At 64.2% G+C, this 17,525-nt stretch carries 11 protein-coding genes; 4 read left to right on the plus strand and 7 right to left on the minus strand.

Features of this window, described 5'->3' with window-relative positions; genetic code table 11:
* Positions 1 to 125 precede the first annotated feature (125 nt).
* Genes AIOL_RS19290 through AIOL_RS19300 form a run of 3 tightly spaced genes read left to right on the plus strand, consistent with a single transcriptional unit; the run spans position 126 to position 3,650 of the window.
* Complete coding sequence (locus AIOL_RS19290; protein ID WP_049644478.1) at positions 126 to 1,280, plus strand: phosphoserine transaminase; 1,155 nt, start codon at positions 126 to 128, stop codon at positions 1,278 to 1,280.
* Between the two features lie 33 nt (positions 1,281 to 1,313).
* Positions 1,314 to 2,909 (plus strand): phosphoglycerate dehydrogenase, encoded by a 1,596-nt coding sequence (gene serA / locus AIOL_RS19295; RefSeq protein WP_049644479.1) that lies wholly within the window; start codon positions 1,314 to 1,316, stop codon positions 2,907 to 2,909.
* Entirely contained in the window at positions 2,910 to 3,650 is a 741-nt protein-coding gene (locus AIOL_RS19300; RefSeq protein ID WP_049644480.1) for a metallophosphoesterase family protein, read from the plus strand.
* On the opposite strand, the gene AIOL_RS19305 is transcribed toward AIOL_RS19300, so the two are convergent.
* The 5 genes from AIOL_RS19305 to hmgA form a co-directional block, all read right to left on the minus strand.
* The gene (locus AIOL_RS19305) at positions 3,630 to 5,171 is read right to left on the minus strand and encodes an FAD-dependent oxidoreductase (RefSeq protein WP_049644481.1); all 1,542 of its coding nucleotides are present in this window, start codon (positions 5,169 to 5,171) and stop codon (positions 3,630 to 3,632) included. The two genes, AIOL_RS19300 and AIOL_RS19305, sit on opposite strands and share 21 nt — an antisense overlap.
* Before the next feature lie 85 nt (positions 5,172 to 5,256).
* Positions 5,257 to 6,207 carry an MBL fold metallo-hydrolase gene (locus AIOL_RS19310; protein ID WP_049644482.1) on the minus strand — a complete coding sequence of 317 codons (951 nt, stop codon included), beginning with the start codon at positions 6,205 to 6,207 and terminating at the stop codon, positions 5,257 to 5,259.
* A gap of 1 nt (position 6,208) precedes the next feature.
* Positions 6,209 to 7,486, minus strand: coding sequence for a fumarylacetoacetase (gene fahA, locus AIOL_RS19315; protein ID WP_049644483.1), 1,278 nt, complete (start codon positions 7,484 to 7,486; stop codon positions 6,209 to 6,211).
* Positions 7,487 to 8,119, minus strand: a complete 633-nt coding sequence (gene maiA, locus AIOL_RS19320) for a maleylacetoacetate isomerase (RefSeq protein WP_049644484.1) — start codon at positions 8,117 to 8,119, stop codon at positions 7,487 to 7,489. It abuts the gene before it with no gap.
* Positions 8,116 to 9,468, minus strand: a complete 1,353-nt coding sequence (hmgA, locus tag AIOL_RS19325; RefSeq protein WP_049644485.1) for a homogentisate 1,2-dioxygenase — start codon at positions 9,466 to 9,468, stop codon at positions 8,116 to 8,118. The genes maiA and hmgA overlap by 4 nt, the downstream gene beginning before the upstream one ends.
* Before the next feature lie 113 nt (positions 9,469 to 9,581).
* Between hmgA and AIOL_RS19330 the strand changes: the two genes are divergently transcribed.
* Positions 9,582 to 10,037, plus strand: a complete 456-nt coding sequence (locus AIOL_RS19330; protein ID WP_235439093.1) for a MarR family winged helix-turn-helix transcriptional regulator — start codon at positions 9,582 to 9,584, stop codon at positions 10,035 to 10,037.
* Here the strand turns inward: AIOL_RS19330 and pbpC are convergent.
* Both pbpC and AIOL_RS19340 read right to left on the minus strand, forming a co-directional pair.
* Positions 9,951 to 11,981, minus strand: a complete 2,031-nt coding sequence (gene pbpC, locus AIOL_RS19335) for a penicillin-binding protein 1C (RefSeq protein WP_049644486.1) — start codon at positions 11,979 to 11,981, stop codon at positions 9,951 to 9,953. The genes AIOL_RS19330 and pbpC overlap by 87 nt on opposite strands.
* The gene (locus AIOL_RS19340; protein ID WP_049644487.1) at positions 11,978 to 17,422 is read right to left on the minus strand and encodes an alpha-2-macroglobulin family protein; all 5,445 of its coding nucleotides are present in this window, start codon (positions 17,420 to 17,422) and stop codon (positions 11,978 to 11,980) included. Before AIOL_RS19340 ends, pbpC begins: the two co-directional genes overlap by 4 nt.
* Positions 17,423 to 17,525 lie beyond the last annotated feature (103 nt).

A 17,525-nucleotide genomic window follows, 5' to 3' on the forward strand; every position in this document is an offset into this window, starting at 1 on the left:
GCATTTGAGGTAACAAGCGGCGCTATAGCGACAAAATGACGGTTGTCAAAGCCAATGGGTCTGGTAAACGCGGTGGTGGGACACCCCTCCCCAACGAGGGGCGCATATCTGTAAGGATACCACTGATGGTAACGAATACTCCGGCGACGCGGCCGGCTAATCCGCGTTTTTCCTCTGGCCCCTGTGCCAAACCCCCCACATTCACGCTTGATACGCTCAAGGATGCCGCGCTGGGCCGTTCGCATCGCGCGGCGATTGGTAAGGCCAAGCTCAAGGACGCGATCGAGACCACGCGCGAGATCTTGGGCGTGCCTGCGGATTACAAGATCGGCATTGTGCCGGCCTCGGACACCGGCGCGTTCGAGATGGCGATGTGGAACCTGCTGGGCGACCGCCCGGTCGAGATGCTGGCTTGGGAAAGCTTCGGTGCGGGCTGGGTCACCGATGTGGTGAAACAGCTCAAGCTGGACGCCAAGGTGACCACCGCCGACTACGGCAAGATCGTGGATATGGCCGGTGTAGACTATGATTCTGACGTTTGCTTTACCTGGAACGGCACCACCTCCGGCGTGCGCCTTCCGAACGGGGCGGCGATCCCTGCGGATCGCGATGGCCTAACGCTTTGCGATGCCACCTCTGCGGCTTTCGCGATGGACCTGCCCTGGGACAAGCTGGATGTGACCACGTTCAGCTGGCAGAAGGTGCTGGGCGGCGAGGCCGCGCATGGCATGCTGATCCTCAGCCCGCGTGCGGTGGAGCGGCTGGAAAGCTACACTCCGCTCTGGCCGCTGCCCAAGATCTTCCGCCTGACCAAGGGCGGCAAGCTGATCGACGGCGTTTTTTCCGGCGCCACGATCAACACCCCGTCCATGCTGGCGGTCGAGGATTACTTGCAATGCCTCGCCTGGGCGCAGTCCGTCGGCGGGCTGCCGGGGCTGATCGCCCGCGCGGATGCGAATGCCGCGGTGATCGACCGCTTCGTCGCTTCGCGTGACTGGATCGCAAACCTCGCCGAGGACCCGGCGACGCAATCCACCACTGGCGTCTGCCTGAAGTTCACCGACGCGCGGATCGCGGACGGCGCGGGTTTCGCCAAGGCGGTGGCCAAGCGGCTAGAGGCCGAGGGCGTCGCCTTTGACATCGGCGCCTATCGCGACGCGCCTCCGGGCCTGCGCATTTGGTGCGGCGGCACGGTCGAGGCCAGCGATCTTGAGGCTCTGATGCCCTGGATCGAATGGGCCTTTGAGGCCGAGATCGCCGCGCAAACGCAAGCCGCCTAAACATTCCAATTCCATCTTTGAAGGAGCGCCAAAATGGCCCCCAAAGTACTCGTCTCTGACAAGCTTTCCGAAACCGCCGTGCAGATCTTTCGCGACCGCGGCATCGACGTCGATTTCCGCCCCGAGCTGGGCAAGGACAAGGTCGAGCTGCTCAAGGTGATCGGCGACTATGACGGTCTCGCCATCCGGTCCGCCACTAAGGTCACCGAAAAGCTCTTGGCAAACGCCCCGAACCTTAAGGTGATCGGCCGCGCCGGGATCGGCACCGACAATGTCGACAAGGTCGCGGCGTCCAAAGAGGGCGTGATCGTGATGAACACGCCCTTCGGCAACATGATCACCACCGCCGAGCATGCGATTGCGATGATGTTCGCCGTTGCGCGGCAAATCCCCGAGGCCTCCGTCTCTACACATGCCGGAAAGTGGGAGAAGTCCAAGTTTATGGGGGTCGAGCTGACGGGCAAGACCCTTGGCGTGATCGGCGCGGGCAACATCGGCGGCATCGTCTGTCGCCGCGCCCGCGGGCTAGAGATGAAGGTCGTCGCCTATGACCCCTTCCTGTCCGAAGAGCGCGCCGACGATCTGGGCGTGCAGAAGGTCGAGCTGGATGAATTGCTCGCGCGGGCCGATTTCATCTCGCTGCATGTGCCGCTGATCGACGCGACCAGGAACATCCTCAGCCGCGAGAACCTGGCCAAGACCAAGCCCGGCGTGCGCATCGTGAACTGCGCCCGTGGCGGCTTGGTGGACGAGGAAGCGCTCGCCGAGATGCTGCAATCCGGCCATGTTGCGGGTGCGGCCTTTGACGTCTTCGCCGTCGAGCCCGCGAACGACAACCCTCTGTTCAACCTTCCCAACGTCGTCTGCACGCCCCATCTGGGTGCCGCCACGACCGAGGCGCAAGAGAACGTCGCGCTGCAGGTGGCCGAGCAAATGTCGGACTACCTGCTGACCGGCGCGGTGCAGAACGCGCTCAACATGCCCTCCGTGACCGCCGAAGAGGCCAAGACTATGGGCCCCTGGGTGAAGCTCGCCGGACATCTGGGCGCCTTTGTCGGCCAGCTCACCGACGAGCCGGTGAAGGGCGTGAACATCCTCTACGATGGCGCGGTGGCCGAGATGAACCTCGACGCTTTGAACTGCGCCGTGATCGCAGGGCTGATGAAATCGGTGAACCCGGATGTGAACATGGTCTCGGCGCCGGTGATCGCCGCGGATCGCGGGATCAAGATCAGCCGCACGACGCAGCCCAAGACCGGCGTGTTCGACGCCTATATCAAGATCACCGTCGTGACGGATCAGCGCGAACGCTCCATCGCCGGCACCGTGTTCAGCGACGGCAAGCCGCGCTTTATCCAGATCAAGGGCATCAACATTGATGCAGAGATCGGCGCGCATATGCTCTATACGACGAACGAGGACGTGCCGGGCATCATCGGCACGCTGGGCCAGACCATGGGGGGCAACGGCGTGAACATCGCGAACTTTACCCTGGGCCGCGCGGATGTGGGTGGCGAGGCGATTGCGCTGCTGTATCTCGATGACGAGCCGCCCGCGCCGGTGCTGGACGAGCTGGCCAAGACGGGCCTCTTTACCCAGATCAGCACGCTGCAGTTCGAGGTGAACTAGATGCGCGTCTACGCGATCGGCGACATCCATGGGCAGCTCGATATGCTTCGTGCCGCCCATGCGTGGATCGCAGAGGACCGCGCCCGCACCGGCGACCCGGATGCCATGGTGGTGCATCTGGGCGACTACGTGGATCGCGGCCCGGACAGCCGGGGCGTGATCCGCTATCTGATGGCGGGGATCGCGGTGGGGCAGCCCTGGCGATGCGTGCGCGGCAACCATGACCGCATGTTCGCGATGTTTCTGGCGGACCCACATGTCCAGGATCCAGTCTTGCGCAAGGATTTTACCTGGCTACACGCGCCTTTGGGGGGCCGCGACACGCTGGCCTCCTATGGATTCGAGAACCCGCATGAGGCGACGCCGGATGAGCTCTGGGCGCAGCGCGGCAAGATCCCAGAGGATCACCAGGCATTTCTAGGCATGCTGGAGAACTCCATCGAGACAGAGCACCTGTTCTTCGCCCATGCGGGTATCCGCCCGGGCTTTGCTCTAGCGGAGCAAACCGAAGACGACCTGCTGTGGATCAGGGGGCCCTTTCACGTGGACCCAATGGATCACGGCAAGCTTGTGGTGCACGGGCACACGCCGGTGGATGGGGCGACGCATTACGGCAACCGCGTGAACCTGGACACTGGCGCGGGTTACGGCCGGCCCCTGACGGTCGCAGTCTTCGAGGGCCGCGATTGTTGGGTGCTGGACGCGGCCGGGCGGCGCGCCCTAGCGCCAAATGCTGGCTAGGGCGGCGTCGATCTCGGCTGGTTTTGGGTCGATCCAACGCGCCGCGATCACCTGATCCGGGCGGATGAGGTAGACGGCCTGCTTGGCCTCACCAAGATACCGCCGCGCGACGAAATCGTTGAGATCCGCCGATACGGTGTCGACATCAGTCTCAACCGAGCACCCAATACACAGCAGCTTCATCCCGCCGCCCAGCCTGTTCAGCAACCACCCGTCGCCCTGCGGCGCATCCAGGGCGACACTGCCGGGACGGGTCGCATCGGGCAGATTTGCACCATCCGGCGCGCCTTGCAGCGGGTAGACACAGGGCACCGATAACCGCCCCGAGTTGATCCGGCTGCGCGCCTCTGGATCGGTCGCCGCCTGTGCCAGGATGCGGTCGCGTTCTTCACGCTCGGGACCATCCGCGGGCGACATGAACTTGGTCGCACCGGCGCTGTGAAAGATGTTCTCATCGGCGCCGTGCACGCGTTCGGTGTTGTAATCCTCTAGGATCGCGAGGCCTGCGTCGCCACGCATTAAGCCCGCCAGCCGCCAGCCCAAGGCGTCGACATCCTGCATCCCGCCATTGCCGCCGCGAGCCCCGAAGGGCGACACCACATGCGCGCTGTCCCCGGCGAAAACGACCCTATTATGCACGAACCTCTCCAAGCGGCGGCATTGGAAACTGTAGACGCTCACCCAATCCAGCCGGAAATCACCGTGCCCTACGACCTTTTCGATGCGGGGGATCACCACCTCGGGCTGCTTCTCGGCCTCGGGATCGGCGTCCCAGCCAAGCTGCAGGTCAATGCGATAGATGTTGTCCGGCTGCTTGTGCATCAGCGCGGATTGGCCGGGGTGGAACGTGGGCTCGAACCAGAACCACCGCTCGGGCGGGGTCTCGGCCTGCATCTCGATATCGGCAATCAAAAAACGTTCTTCGAACAGCTCGCCATCGAAATCCAGACCCATCATATTCCGGATCGGAGAGCGCGCGCCGTCGCAGGCGACCAAATACTCGGCCTCGACTTGGTAAGACCCATCGGGCGTGTCCACCGAAACCGTCACGCATTCCCCGTTTTGGGCAATGTTAGAGACTTTATTCTTGAACCGCAGCTCGATCAGATCGCTCGCCAAAGCGGCCTCGGCCAGGAATTGCTCGACATAATATTGCTGCAGGTTCACGAAGGCGGGCATCTTGTGGCCCTCCTCCGGCAGCAGGTCGAAGTTAAACAGCTCGCGGTCGCCGTGATAGGTGCGCCCGATCTTCCAGGTCACACCCTTTTCGGCGCATGTCTCGCCGATGCCGAGCCGGTCGAGTATCTCCAGCGAGCGTTTGGACCAGCAGATCGCGCGGCTGCCGATGCTCACCACGTCATTGTCGTCTAGCACCACCGAGCGCATGCCGTGCTGCGCCAATTCCAAAGCCAAAGCCAGCCCAATTGGCCCGGCGCCGACGATGACCACCTTGTGGCGCGGCTCTGGCGCGGTCAGGCCGGGCGGGGCGGTATAGGGGAAGGGCTTGTAGTCATAGGGCATCACGTCACCAGATAGCCGATCAGCATGATGGGTGTCGGCGCGACCGTCCAAACCGCGTACCAGATCGCTATGAGGCGAATGGCTCTCACCCCTGCAACGCCTCCCACATCTGCGCGTCCCGCTCGGCGGTCCAAATGCGCGGCGTGTCGATGTCGCGGGCTTCGTCATAGGCGCGGGCGACGTTGAAGGGCAGGCAGTGCTCGTAGATCGCGTAGTCGTGGAACTTCGGATCGCATTCCGCGCGCACCGCGTCCCAAGCGTCCTTGAGCGAGCCGCCCTTAAGCGCAACTTTCGCCGCGGGCGCATAGGTCGAGCGCACAAAATCGGCGGTCGAATCCAGGGCGGCGTTGACCATCTCGGTCCCGACCAGAGCGTCGCCCCGCCCCGGCGCGATCGCGTCCAGATCCCATTTGCGGATATTGTCCAGAGTGCCCGGCCAGTCGTGGAAATGCCCGTCGCCGCAATAGCAGGCGGATTTGTATTCCACGATATCGCCGGTGAACATCACGTTTTGATCCGGCACATAGATCACCGCGTCACCGGCCGTATGCGCGCGCCCGACTTGCATCAAATCGACCCTACGCTGCCCCAAATAGACCGACATGCGACCGTTGAACGTGGTGGTCGGCCAGGTGAGCCCGGGGATTTCCTCGTGCCCCTGGAACAGGCGCGGGAAGCGGGTGAACTCGCTATCCCAGTCCTCTTGCCCGCGCTCGACGACCATCGCGCGGGCCTTTTCCGACATGATGACCTGCGGCGCCTGAAAGGCGCTCGCCCCCAGCACCCGCACGGCGTGGTAATGCGTCAGCACCAGATGGGTGATCGGCTTGTCCGTCACCGAGCGCACGCATTCGATCACCTTGCGGGCCAGGCGCGGCGTGGCTTGCCCCTCTATGATCATCACCGAGTCGTCGCCGATGATCACGCCCGAATTCGGGTCGCCCTCGGCGGTAAAGGCATAGAGCCCCTCGCCGATCTCGGTAAAGCTGATCTCTTTTTCCGCCATGTCCCCTTGGGACGCGAATGCCTTGGCCATGTTATCTTTCCGTCTTGTAGGGCAGGTCTGATGCGTCGAGCGCCGGGATCACCTTGCCGGTGCAGTCACCGAAACCAACCCGAAAGCCGTCACCTTGCGCGGCGCCTTTGAGGGTCAGCGTGTCACCGTCCTCGATGAAAGTCCGTGTTCCGCCTTCGATCTCGATGGGTTCCTTGCCGCCCCAGCTGAGTTCAAGCAGCGAGCCGCGCTCGGGTTTGGTCGGGCCAGAGATCGTGCCGGACCCAAGCAAGTCGCCCGCGTTCATCGGCGATCCGGCGGTGGTGTGATGCGCAAGCTGTTGGGCGCTGGAATAGTACATCTCGGAATAGTTGGTCTGCGCCAGCACGGTTTCAGAGCCGTTTTCAGGTTGAATCGTGACAGAAAGCGGGATGTCGTAAAGTCCTGGCTTGTTCTCGGTTAGGTAGGGCAGCAGCTCTTTCTCGCGCTCGGGCGTCGAGGTGCGGAAGGGCTCCAACGCCGCCTTGGTCACGATCCAAGGGCTGATGCTGGTCGCGGTCGCCTTGGCCTGGAACGGCCCAAGCGGCTGGTACTCCCAGGCCTGGATGTCTCGCGCGGACCAGTCGTTGAGCAGGACGTAGCCAAAGATCATATCCTCGGCCTCATCCACGCTGACCGGGCGATCCGACCCGGTGCCGACAATCGCGCCCATCTCTAGCTCGATATCAAAGCGGCGGCAGGGCAGGAAGGCGGGCACCTCGTGGTCGGGCGACTTAAGCTGCCCCCAGGGGCGGCGCACCTCGGTGCCGCTGACCACCACCGACGAGGCCCGCCCGTTGTACCCGATGGGAATATGCAGCCAGTTCGGCGGCAGCGCGTTCTCGGCGCCGCGGAACATCGTGCCGACATTGGTGGCGTGATGCCGGCCCGCGTAAAAGTCGGTGTATTCGGCCACGCGGAAGGGCATGTGCAGGGTCGCATCCGCCATTGGCACCGAATAGGTGGTGATGGCGTCCTGCGCGTCCTCGCTGGCGCCCTCGGCCAGCATCTCGGTCAGCGCGGCGCGGTAGCTGGCCCAGACGGTCGTCCCCAGCTCCATGAAGTCGTTCCAAAAGGGCGCGTCCAGCACGTCCGCATCCGGGTCCGCGCGCAGCAGACCCGCGGCCTCCAGCCCCGTGGCGTCCACGATGCGGTCGCCGATGGCTACGCCGCAGCGCAGATCACCATCCCCTACCGAGAAAACGCCATAAGGCAGGTTGTTGAGCGGAAATTCAGTCTCGGCGGAGTTCGCCGTCTCGATCCAGGATCTTAGCAAAGGCATTCAAGTCGCATCCGGTTGGTTCTCGGGCATCGCAGCCGCAATTTCAGGCAAGGTTTGCGCGTGAGCGTCGATGGCAGCAAGCCGCGCAAAGGGGCTAAGGTCAAGGCCCCAGCGGCGCGCGTTGACCATTTGCCCCACCAGGCAGAGATCGGCGTAGGTCGGCGCGTCGCCAAAGCAGAATGGCGTGTCGGGCGCGATCATCCTTTGGAACGCGGCAAAGCCCTCGGCCATCCAATGCTGCATCCAGGTGACGGCCTCGTCCTGGCTATGCCCAAGCCTGCCCTTGAGGTAGCCCAGAATGCGCAGGTTGTTCACCGGATGGATCTCCATCGCGATGGTGAGGGCCGCGGCCTGAACCCTGGCGCGCTCCAGCGGATCGGCCGGAAACAGGCGCGGTTCAGGCGAGATAGTGTCGAGATACTCGGCAATCGCGTGGCTCTGCATCAGGCGGGTGCCGTCGTCCAGCTCAAGCACCGGCACGCCGTGGGTCGGGTTGATCTCGCCGAAGGCATCCGTGTTTTGCGCGCCCTTCAACAGGTCGACGGGCACGGGCTCATAGGCGATCCCTTTCAGGTTCAAAGCGGCCCTGATCCGCAGCGATGTGGTCGAGCGCCAATAGGTGTAAAGCCTCATTTGCGCCCCGGCGTGCCGTCGAATTTCTTCTCTATATCCGCCCAACAGTCGATGTAATCGTCCTGCAGCGGGGCCTCTTTGGCGGCGAATTCGGTTAGGTGCTGCGGGAACCGCGTCTCGAACATGAAGGACATGGTGTTCTCCAGCTTGCCCGGCCCCAGGTTCGAGGTCGTCGCCTTGTCGAAAGCGTCCCGGTCCGGCCCATGCGGCAGCATCATGTTGTGCAGGCTCATCCCGCCGGGCACAAAGCCCTCGGGCTTGGCGTCGTAGATGCCATAGATGTTGCCCATCAGCTCGGACATGACGTTCTTGTGGTACCAGGGCGGGCGGAACGTGTCCTCGGCCACCATCCAGCGGTCGCGGAACAGCACAAAGTCGATATTGGCGGTGCCCTCGACCCCGCTGGGCGCGGTGAGCACGGTAAAAATCGACGGGTCGGGGTGATCGAACAGGATCGAGCCCACGGGGCAGTAGGTCCGCAGGTCGTATTTGCAGGGCGCGTAATTGCCGTGCCAGGCGACGATGTCCAGCGGCGAATGCCCGATTTGGGTCTGGTGGAAGCCGCCGCACCATTTCACGGTGACGGTAGAGGGCACCTCGCGGTCCTCAAACGCCGCGACGGGGGTCTTGAAATCGCGCGGATTGGCCAGGCAATTCGCGCCAATCGGGCCGCGGCCGGGCAGGTCGAACTTCTGGCCGTAATTCTCGCAGATAAACCCGCGGCAGGGGCCCTCGACGACCTCAACGCGGTACACCAGCCCGCGCGGCAAGATCGCGATCTCTTGCGGCTCCAGGTCGATAATGCCCAGCTCGGTATAGAACCGCAGGCGGCCTTCCTGCGGCACGACCAGCATCTCGCTATCCGCAGAGTAGAAATATTCGTCCTCCATCGACTGCGTCACCAGGTAGATATGCGCGGCCATGCCGGTTTGCGTGTTCACGTCGCCCGCAGTGGTCATCGTGCGCATGCCGGTCAGCCAGGTTAGACCCTGTTTCGCCTCAATCGGGTTCCAGCGGTATTGACCAAGCGAGATGATCTCGTCGTCAATGCATGGCGCGCTCTTCCAATAGGGCAGGTCGATCTTGGTGAAGCGGTGCGTGTGCTTCACGCTGGGCCGGATGCGGTAGCACCATGTCCGTTCAGGGCCGGGCGCGGTGAAGGCGGTGCCAGAGAGCTGCTCGGCATAAAGCCCGTATTCACAACGCTGCGGCGAGTTCATGCCTTGGGGCAGGGCGCCGGGCAGGGCCTCGGTCTCAAAATCGTTGCCAAAGCCGGGCATGTAACCGTCATGCGTGCCAATGTTCGACGCGGCGCGGACCATGTCGCGCGGGGCGGTCTGAGTATTCATTTTCAGCCTCCAGGGACGATGGGGACAAATATCGTTGCAATTGCAACGATGTCAAGTAATCTGTTGCCATGGATGACCGTGACTTTGATCTTAACGAATTTCTGCCGTACCAAATGGCAGTCGCCGCGGAACGGCTAAGCCGCGAGCTGGCAAGCATCTATCGCCGCGAGTTTGGCATAACCGTGGCCGAGTGGCGCGTTCTGGCTCATCTCAACCAATCTGGCAGCGTGAGCGTTCGCGAAATCCACGAGCGCGTTGACATGGACAAGCCCAAGGTCAGCCGCGCGGCGACTCGCCTGGAATCCAGTGGCTACATCACCAAGACCACGAACCCGGCGGACGCGCGCCTGTTGATCCTGGAACTGACAACGAAGGGGCGCGGCCTGGTGGCCAAGATCATCCCGCTGGCCCAGCAATACGAGCAGCAGATCGTCACCGAGCTTTGCGACAGGGCAGAACCGCTGCGCGGCGCGCTAAAGGCTCTAATCGACCCGGATATTGCTGCGCGCAGAGCGCCCTTCGGCGTCAATGACAGACAGCGTGACAAAACCGCGGCCGGGAAGGTCTAGAACCGCGGACCGTTCATAGCTTTTCGTCAGCACCGGCCGGCCATCCGCGAGCCAGGTAAACGGCGCTGCGCCCTCGCGCACCTTAACGGCGATGCCGCCAACGACCCGCTCGATGCGAGCGCCATCCGGTGGAAAGGCGAGCTCCGGCCCCCCGTTTTCAGAAAAGACCGCGTCTCGCTTGCGAAACTGCCTCAGCGGCCTGGGCAGCTGCGCATGGCTGACAAGCAGCGCACCCGGAGGCGGCGGCGGTAGGCGATCAAGCTCTGGCTTGAGAACCGCGAAGCTCTCGAACAGGATGGGCGCGGCAAGATCGCCGCCGAACGCGCCGGGCACTGGCGTGCCATCGGGCCGTCCAAGCCAAACGCCGATGACATGCCACCCGTCATACCCGATCGCCCAGGCGTCCCGATGGCCATAGCTCGTGCCGGTCTTATAGGCCAGCCCCGCAACACCAGACCCGGGCGGGGGCGGTATCTCTGAAAGAATGTCACCTACCATCCAGGCGGCCTCTGGCGTTAGAACAGTCTCTGACTCACCCGGAATGTGCCCCAATTGGCTATGCAGATCGACGGAGCGCCCGCCGTTGGCCAACCCGGCATAGAGCCGCACGAGCCCCTCAAGGCTGACGCCAACGCCCCCCAAAGCGACGGCAAGGCCGGGCTTGCCCCTTGGTATCGTCGTCTCCGTTCCGGCGCGGCGCAAATGGGCCACAAGCCGCGACGGCCCAAGCGCCTCTGTCAGCGAGACAACCGGGATATTCAGCGACAGCTTCAGCGCGTCGCGCACCCGCAGCGTGCCCCGAAAGATGTTGTCGAAATTCTGCGGCGCATAGGTGCCAAAACTGGTGGGCCGGTCGTCAATCAGCGTCTCGGGATGGGCAAGACCCTGATCAAAGGCCAGACCATAGACCAGCGGTTTCAGCGTCGACCCAGGCGAACGAATGGCCTGGGTCATGTCGACAAACCCCTGCCGCGCGCCAGCTTGATAAGAGGCCGATCCGACCGAGGCCAGGATCTCGCCATTCTGGTGATCCGCGACCAGGACCCCAATGGACAGCCTGTTGCCAGCCTCACGCGCCGCGCGGGCAGCCAAGCCCTCTAGGCGGTCCTGAAGCTCTGCGTCCAAGGTCAGATGCGCCACGTCCCCGGCACCATTTCGCAGGCGGTCCGTAAGATGTGCGGCGCGCTTGGGAAACGGTCGGCGCTTGGGCGAGATAGGCTCTGATTCTGCAGAATCCCGCGTTTCGTCGTCAATGATCCTGGCCAAGACCATCCGGTTCAATACACGCCCCCGCGCCTCGACGGCATTGCCGCGGTAGCGGTCCGGGCGGCGCGCCTCGGGCGATTGCGGCAAGGCGACCAGCAACGCAGCTTCGGCAGTGGTCAGACGGCGCGGGTCCTTGCCGAAATAGGCGCGGCTTGCGGCGCGGATGCCCTCTAGATTGCCGCCATAGGGCGCGCGGTTCAGGTAGATCTCTAGGATCTGGCGCTTGTCGGCACGCCTTTCTAATGCCAGAGCTAGGCGGATTTGGCGCAGCTTGCCCTGCGCAGTTCCGGTGGGCCCGTCCTCTAAGAGCCGCGCGACCTGCATGGTTAGGGTCGATCCGCCCGAAACCACTTTGCCGTGAAAGACGGCCTGGCCAAACGCACGCGCCATCGCCCGCAAGTCGACGCCGTTATGGCGGTAGAACCGCTTGTCCTCATAGGCGATCAGCATCTCGACAAAGCTGGGATCAACCGTGGCGAGGCTAACGGCAAGGCGCCACCTGCCATCCGCCACGGTATAGGCGCGCAGCAACTCGCCCTTGCGGTCCAGCATCTCGACCGAGGTTTCGACGGCCAAGGGCGGCACCACCGTCGCGTCGACCCAGCGGTCGAAGGCGTCGCGGCCCAACGCGCCCGCAAAAAGCAGGGCCGCGCTTAGAAAGAGCCCGCGCGCCCTCATTCGGTGATCGTCACCCGGGCGGCATCGGTTTGCGCGCGGAATTCCGGCCGATACATGTCCTCGACGCTCGCGGCGGGATGATGGAACGTGCCCGGGCTGACCGCGCGCACGATATAGCCAAGCCGGAACGACTTGTCGGAGCGCCAGTCGACAGCGGCCAGGAATCGCTCTTGCCGGAACTCGGTGTTGCGTGTGTTGGTGTGCAGTTCGAGCCAGTCCAGCGCGCCGATATCGCCTCCGCGCAATAGGTTGGGGTTGTCGATCTCGAACCCGCCGGGCAGCGGGTCGTCGATCATCAACCGCGCCTCGGTCTTGCCAAAAGGTTTCACCGTCAGGACCGTCACCATCCGATCGCCCTGTTTCACGCTTTCGGGCGAAACAGGGTCGCCTTCTAGGGTGAAATAGCGCCGCTCGATGGCGTATCCCTTGCCGCCCGCGGGCTCCGGCACCTCTGGCACGCCAAAGGTCGTCAGCGTGATCGTCTCGGCCTGGGTGCCGGTGTTCTGGATCGCCAAGGCGCTAAAGGCCGTGTCATCCTCGACCACCCGCACAAGCGGCCCATCAGCGGCGGCACCGTTCACCGTGAGATTGCCGAAACTGCCACGATCCAGCATCGCGTGCGCGGCAAGCAGCGTCCACACCTGCTCTTGGGTCGAGCGGCTATTGGCGCCCTGCACCGGCGCAATGCTGTCGAGCAGCGCGGATTGATCCACGGCGTTGCTGCCCGCCTCAACCGCCAATGTCAGTACAGCGGCGCGGTCGCGCAGTGTCGTGCCGTAGTCGGACCGCCAGACAGAGCCGCGCTTTGGGCGGGCCAGCTCTCCGCGGATCTGTTTGCCGGCGATGCCGAACATCCGATCCGCCCGCGTCGGGTCGCCATAAGCGGCCAGCGCGGCGCCAATCTGCGCCGAGGCCAAGGGCGAGCCAAAGCCCGTGCCCTTCACATCGGCATAGTAGCGCAAGTCACCGATAGAGGCCGCGCCCTCGCGCGCCAGTACATAAAGCGCATAGGCAATGTCCTCACCGCCGATGTCGAAGTCGGCGGAGTAGTTCACCCGATTGCGCAGGTTATCCAGCGCAGTACGGAACGCGATATCCGGCACCGCGTAGCCCTGCGCCTTGGCCCGTGACAAGAAGTCCGTGACGTAGGCGTCCAGCCACAGATCACCGGACGAGGCCCGCCACAGACCGAACCCGCCATTCGAGGCCTGGTTGGTGAGAATGCGCTCGATGGATTGGTCGATCCGCGTGGCCAGGGTCTCGCGCTCTGCAAGGCCCATCGCCCTAGCGATGTCATCCAGATAGAGCAGGGGCATCGCCCGGGATGTGATCTGCTCGGTGCAGCCATAGGGGTAGCGGTCCAGCGCCTCTAGTAGCCCCGGCGCGTCGAGCCGCGCGATGGGACCGGCGGCCAGGGTGGCAGACCCGGTGCCCATTTGCAGACCCGCGAACACGTTGCTGTCAAAGGTGAACGTGTCGCCCGCGGCAAGGCTGAAACGGCTCGTTCGGGCCGTAATAGGGTCGTTTACCTGCACCGGCAGGTTCAGGGTCTTGGTCAGGACCTTGCCGCCCGGCGTGGCCAGCGTGACGTCGATCTTGTGCAGCCCGGCCGTCACGGCGGTGATGGGAATCGACAGCACCTGCTTTTCCTGCTCGGCCAGGTTCAGCCCAGAGGGCACCGCACGGTTTAAGCGCACGCCCTGCGCCTGGACATCAAGCCCAATCCGCCCCGCCGGGCCGGATGCGTGCACGATCTCCAGCAGCATCCGCGAGGTATCGCCCGGCGCCAGGAAGCGCGGCAGGCTCGCGGTCAACACAACGGGATCGCGGACGAGCACGTCCGCCGCCGCCTCACCCACGGCGGTCTTGGACCAGGCCACCGCCATCAGCTTTACCGTGCCGTTGAACGAGGGCAGCTGGAACTCTGTGCGGGCATAGCCATCGGGACCGAGGGGAATAGGCCCGCTGAAATAGGCCACCAACTCTTCGGTCGGAGGCGGCGATTGCAGCCCGGCCTGGGGCGAGGCATCCCCGCCGGACCGCACCTGCCCCATCGCGCCGTTCAGCCCGTCGATCAGCCGACCATAGACGTCGCGCATGCCCATACCCAGCTTGCGTTGGCCGAAATAGTGACTCGAGGGGTCGGGCGCATCAAAGCCGGTGAGGTTCAGAATGCCGACATCCACGACGGCGATGGTGACATAGGCCGCCTCGCCCTCGGCAACGCCGTCGACCTTGACGGCCACAGGCAGCGGTCCGCGCGGATCGACCTCCGTTTCAGTCTCGAACACAGCCGAAAGCTTGCGCGCGCCGGGGTCGACGGGCGCATAGCTCAGGCCCAGGGACCGCGCCGGGTTGCGCCCCGCGGCGGCATCCATCGGGCGGATCACGGTGGCCGTGACATAAGCCCCGGCGCCCCACTCATCGGTCACCGGCAGCTCGACCAGGTTCTCGCCCTCAGCGACCTCGACCGCCTTCATGGCGATCAACCGGTTCGACATCACGGTGACCAGCGCCTTACCCGCATAGCGCGGCACCAGGCGCAGCCTGGCGGTGTCGCCAGGGCGGTAATCCTCGGCGTCCAGCGAGACCTCCAAGAGGTCGGGCGTCGCAGAGGCATCCGTCCCGCCATACCAGCCGGCATAGAAATCCGACGACGCGGCGATGTATTCCCCGCCGGTGCGCTCGACCTTGATCTCGTAGCGGCCCCATTCAACGGGGGCGGCCACGGTCACTGGATCGCTGCCCAGCATCGCGTCGCCCTCGGCGATGCGCTGGCGGGTGGTGATCGGCTCCCAGTTCCAGTAGCCGCTATATTGGTACCACTGGTAGCGCGTTTGCACGCGGTTGATCGTCCAGCGCACGGGCATTTCGGTCTTCTGTTGCGCCTCATCCAATGCGATCAGGTTGAACGACGCCTCGGTGCTCTCAGCCAATGTGCCGTCAAAGTTCGGCTTGATCCCGATCACGGGACCATTCGGGGCCACCGGCGCGGTGATCTTGCGCTCGACCGGCCGCCCGGACCCTTCCGAGACGCGCACGGCGATGATCGCCTCCAAGGGGCGGAAGTTCGTCTCTAGTTGCGGGAACTCGGCGCCAATCGTGGCCCGCCCGCTGGCGTCCGTGCGAATGTCGCTGGGGAAGTAATAGACCTCGGGCGACACCGAGCTGTCATAACGCCCAAACCGGTAACCGGGATAGGCCTCTAGAGTGTCCGTCGCGCGCAGCAAAAGCTCGCCCTCGACCGGCAAATCGCCGCCAGGCGCTCCGAAGAGATAGCGCACATCGACGCCGATATTCGCGACTTCGTCCTGTTTTAGAGTCGATTTCGGCAGCTCTAGGTCGAAGTCAATGCGTTCGGGCAGGAAGTCCTCGACCAGAACCTTCGCCGAGGCGACGGAGGGCGCGTCCACATCGGTGTGAATGTCCAGCCGCCAGGACCCGCGCGGCGCGGTGCCGGTGGTGCGGAAGGCAAAGACATGCCCGCCCGCGACCTCGTTTTGGGACAGCGCGCGGGAGTATTCGACCCCATCCGGCCGCTTCAGGATCGCGGTCAGGGGCAGGCCCTCGATGGCCTCGGTCGTGGCGTCGCGGGTCAGGACGGTCGCGTGGATCGTCTCTCCGGCGCGGTAGGCGCCGCGGTCGGTGGTGATAAAGGTGTCAATTGCGCCCGCCGGCGCGCGCCCCTCGACGCCGCGATCCGACAGATCGAACTCGGGATCGGTCAGCGAAAGAAAGGTAATATCGCTCTCGGTGCGCGCCAGCACCATCGCGGGCGAGGCGCCGCCGGTGCCGCGCGTTAGGCCGGGCTCGAACACGGCGTAACCCATGACGTCGGTCGTGGCGGTGGCCAGCACGTCGTTGGACCGCGACAGCAACGTGATTTCCGTGCCCGCCAGCGGGTCCGCGCTGCTGAGCGCGCGCAGGAACACATGCAGGCCATCCTCGCCCTGCATGGTCGCCAGGCCAAGGTCGCTGACCACGAACCATTGCGTGGCGGCGGGGTTGTCATAGGGGTCGGCGCCGGGGACCTTGGCCTGCAGCGCGTAGATGCCGGGCTCAAGCGCGCCCACGACCTCGGTCATCGGCAGGCGCGTCGCGACGTCCTTGTTCAGCTCCTGCTGCACCTCTCCGACGCCCGACCACACTTCGGTGGCGATGTCATTGCCAAAGTTGTCCTCTTCCCATTTCGACAAGGGTCGCCCGAAATAGTCATCTTGGATGGCGCGCAGGATCGAGCGGTCGCTGACCCGGCGCAGCAGCAGCTCCACCTCGGTCACGTTCACCGTCTCGATCGGCAAAGCGACCTCGCCCATGGCGGGCAGCACGTAGGCGCGACCGGGGAAGCGCACGGATGGCGAGCGGTCACGGACATACATCGACAACTCGATGTTCTTGGCCAGGGTCTCACCCGAGGCCGCGGGCAGCCCCTCGCGGAAGGTCACCTGATAGCGCTTGCCATGCTCGACACCCTCGATGCACAGGCGGCGCTGCTCGGCCTCCACGGTCAGCTCGGCGCTGGGCAGCTGCAGGAAGGGCGCATAGTCGACGCCGACCCGCACCAGGTTCTCATTGAATTCGGCGCAGATGCGGGGCCGCGCAGCGTTGTAGTCCACCGAATGGCTGGTGACCCGGAAGCCGAACTTGCCGATGGCCTTGTCCAGCTGTTCCTCGGTGTCCTGGCGCGGGGCAAGGTCCAGCGCCAGCCGCAGCGCCGGGATGGAATCCCCGCCGCGGCCGCGCTTTTGCAAGGCATCGGCGAGGACCAGCAGCGCGTTCGCCTGGATGGCTGGCGACCCGGCCCGCAAATAGCCGTTCACCGCCGCCGACACAGCCCGGCCCTGATAGCTGCGCTGCTCAGAGCTCTTTTCCGTCTCAATCGCCAAGGCCAGACGGCCATATTCGACCCAATGATCCGCCGCATCGCTCAGCACCGTGGCGGCGCCGGTGAACCGGTAGGCGGCAACGATGTTGCCATTCGTCCGCGCCTCGGTCGCCGATTGCAGCAGCTGCGCGGCGGTCCAGTCGTTCGGCACGTGCTTGTTGGTCAGGTCCAGCGCCATTTCGCGCGCAGCGTTCAGATCGCCTTCGCGCAAGAAATCCAGGTCGCCTTCGCGCTGCGCGCCGCGCGCGACGATTGCTGGGTCGGTGACCAGAACGATGCCAGAGAACGCGCCCTCATAGGCCGCGCTTTCGCCATACTCTGACTTTGGAAAGCAGGAATTGGACCGCGTGTTATAGGTGAAGGCCGCGCAGCGGGAATTCGCCAGGCAGGCCTGCTCGCAGGCGTTCAGGGTCGTGTCGAAGATCGATTGAATGTCCCCGCCGGGAAAATCCACGTCCCGAACCAGGGCCAACCGGCGTTCCGGAATCAGGCCCTCTGCGAGCGCTCCGGTGCAAAATGTCGCAAAAACAGCAAGAAAACAAAGGGCGAAACGCATGCGAGCCTCCTGAAAAATCAATGCCGTTATGGTGACATGTCTTCGGCGCTCCGGCAACGGAATACCCCCGGCGATTAAGTCAATTTTCAGCAACATTTGTCAT

This window comes from Candidatus Rhodobacter oscarellae (genome assembly GCF_001078595.1).
GTDB classification, from domain to species: Bacteria; Pseudomonadota; Alphaproteobacteria; order Rhodobacterales; family Rhodobacteraceae; genus Rhodobacter_B; species Rhodobacter_B oscarellae.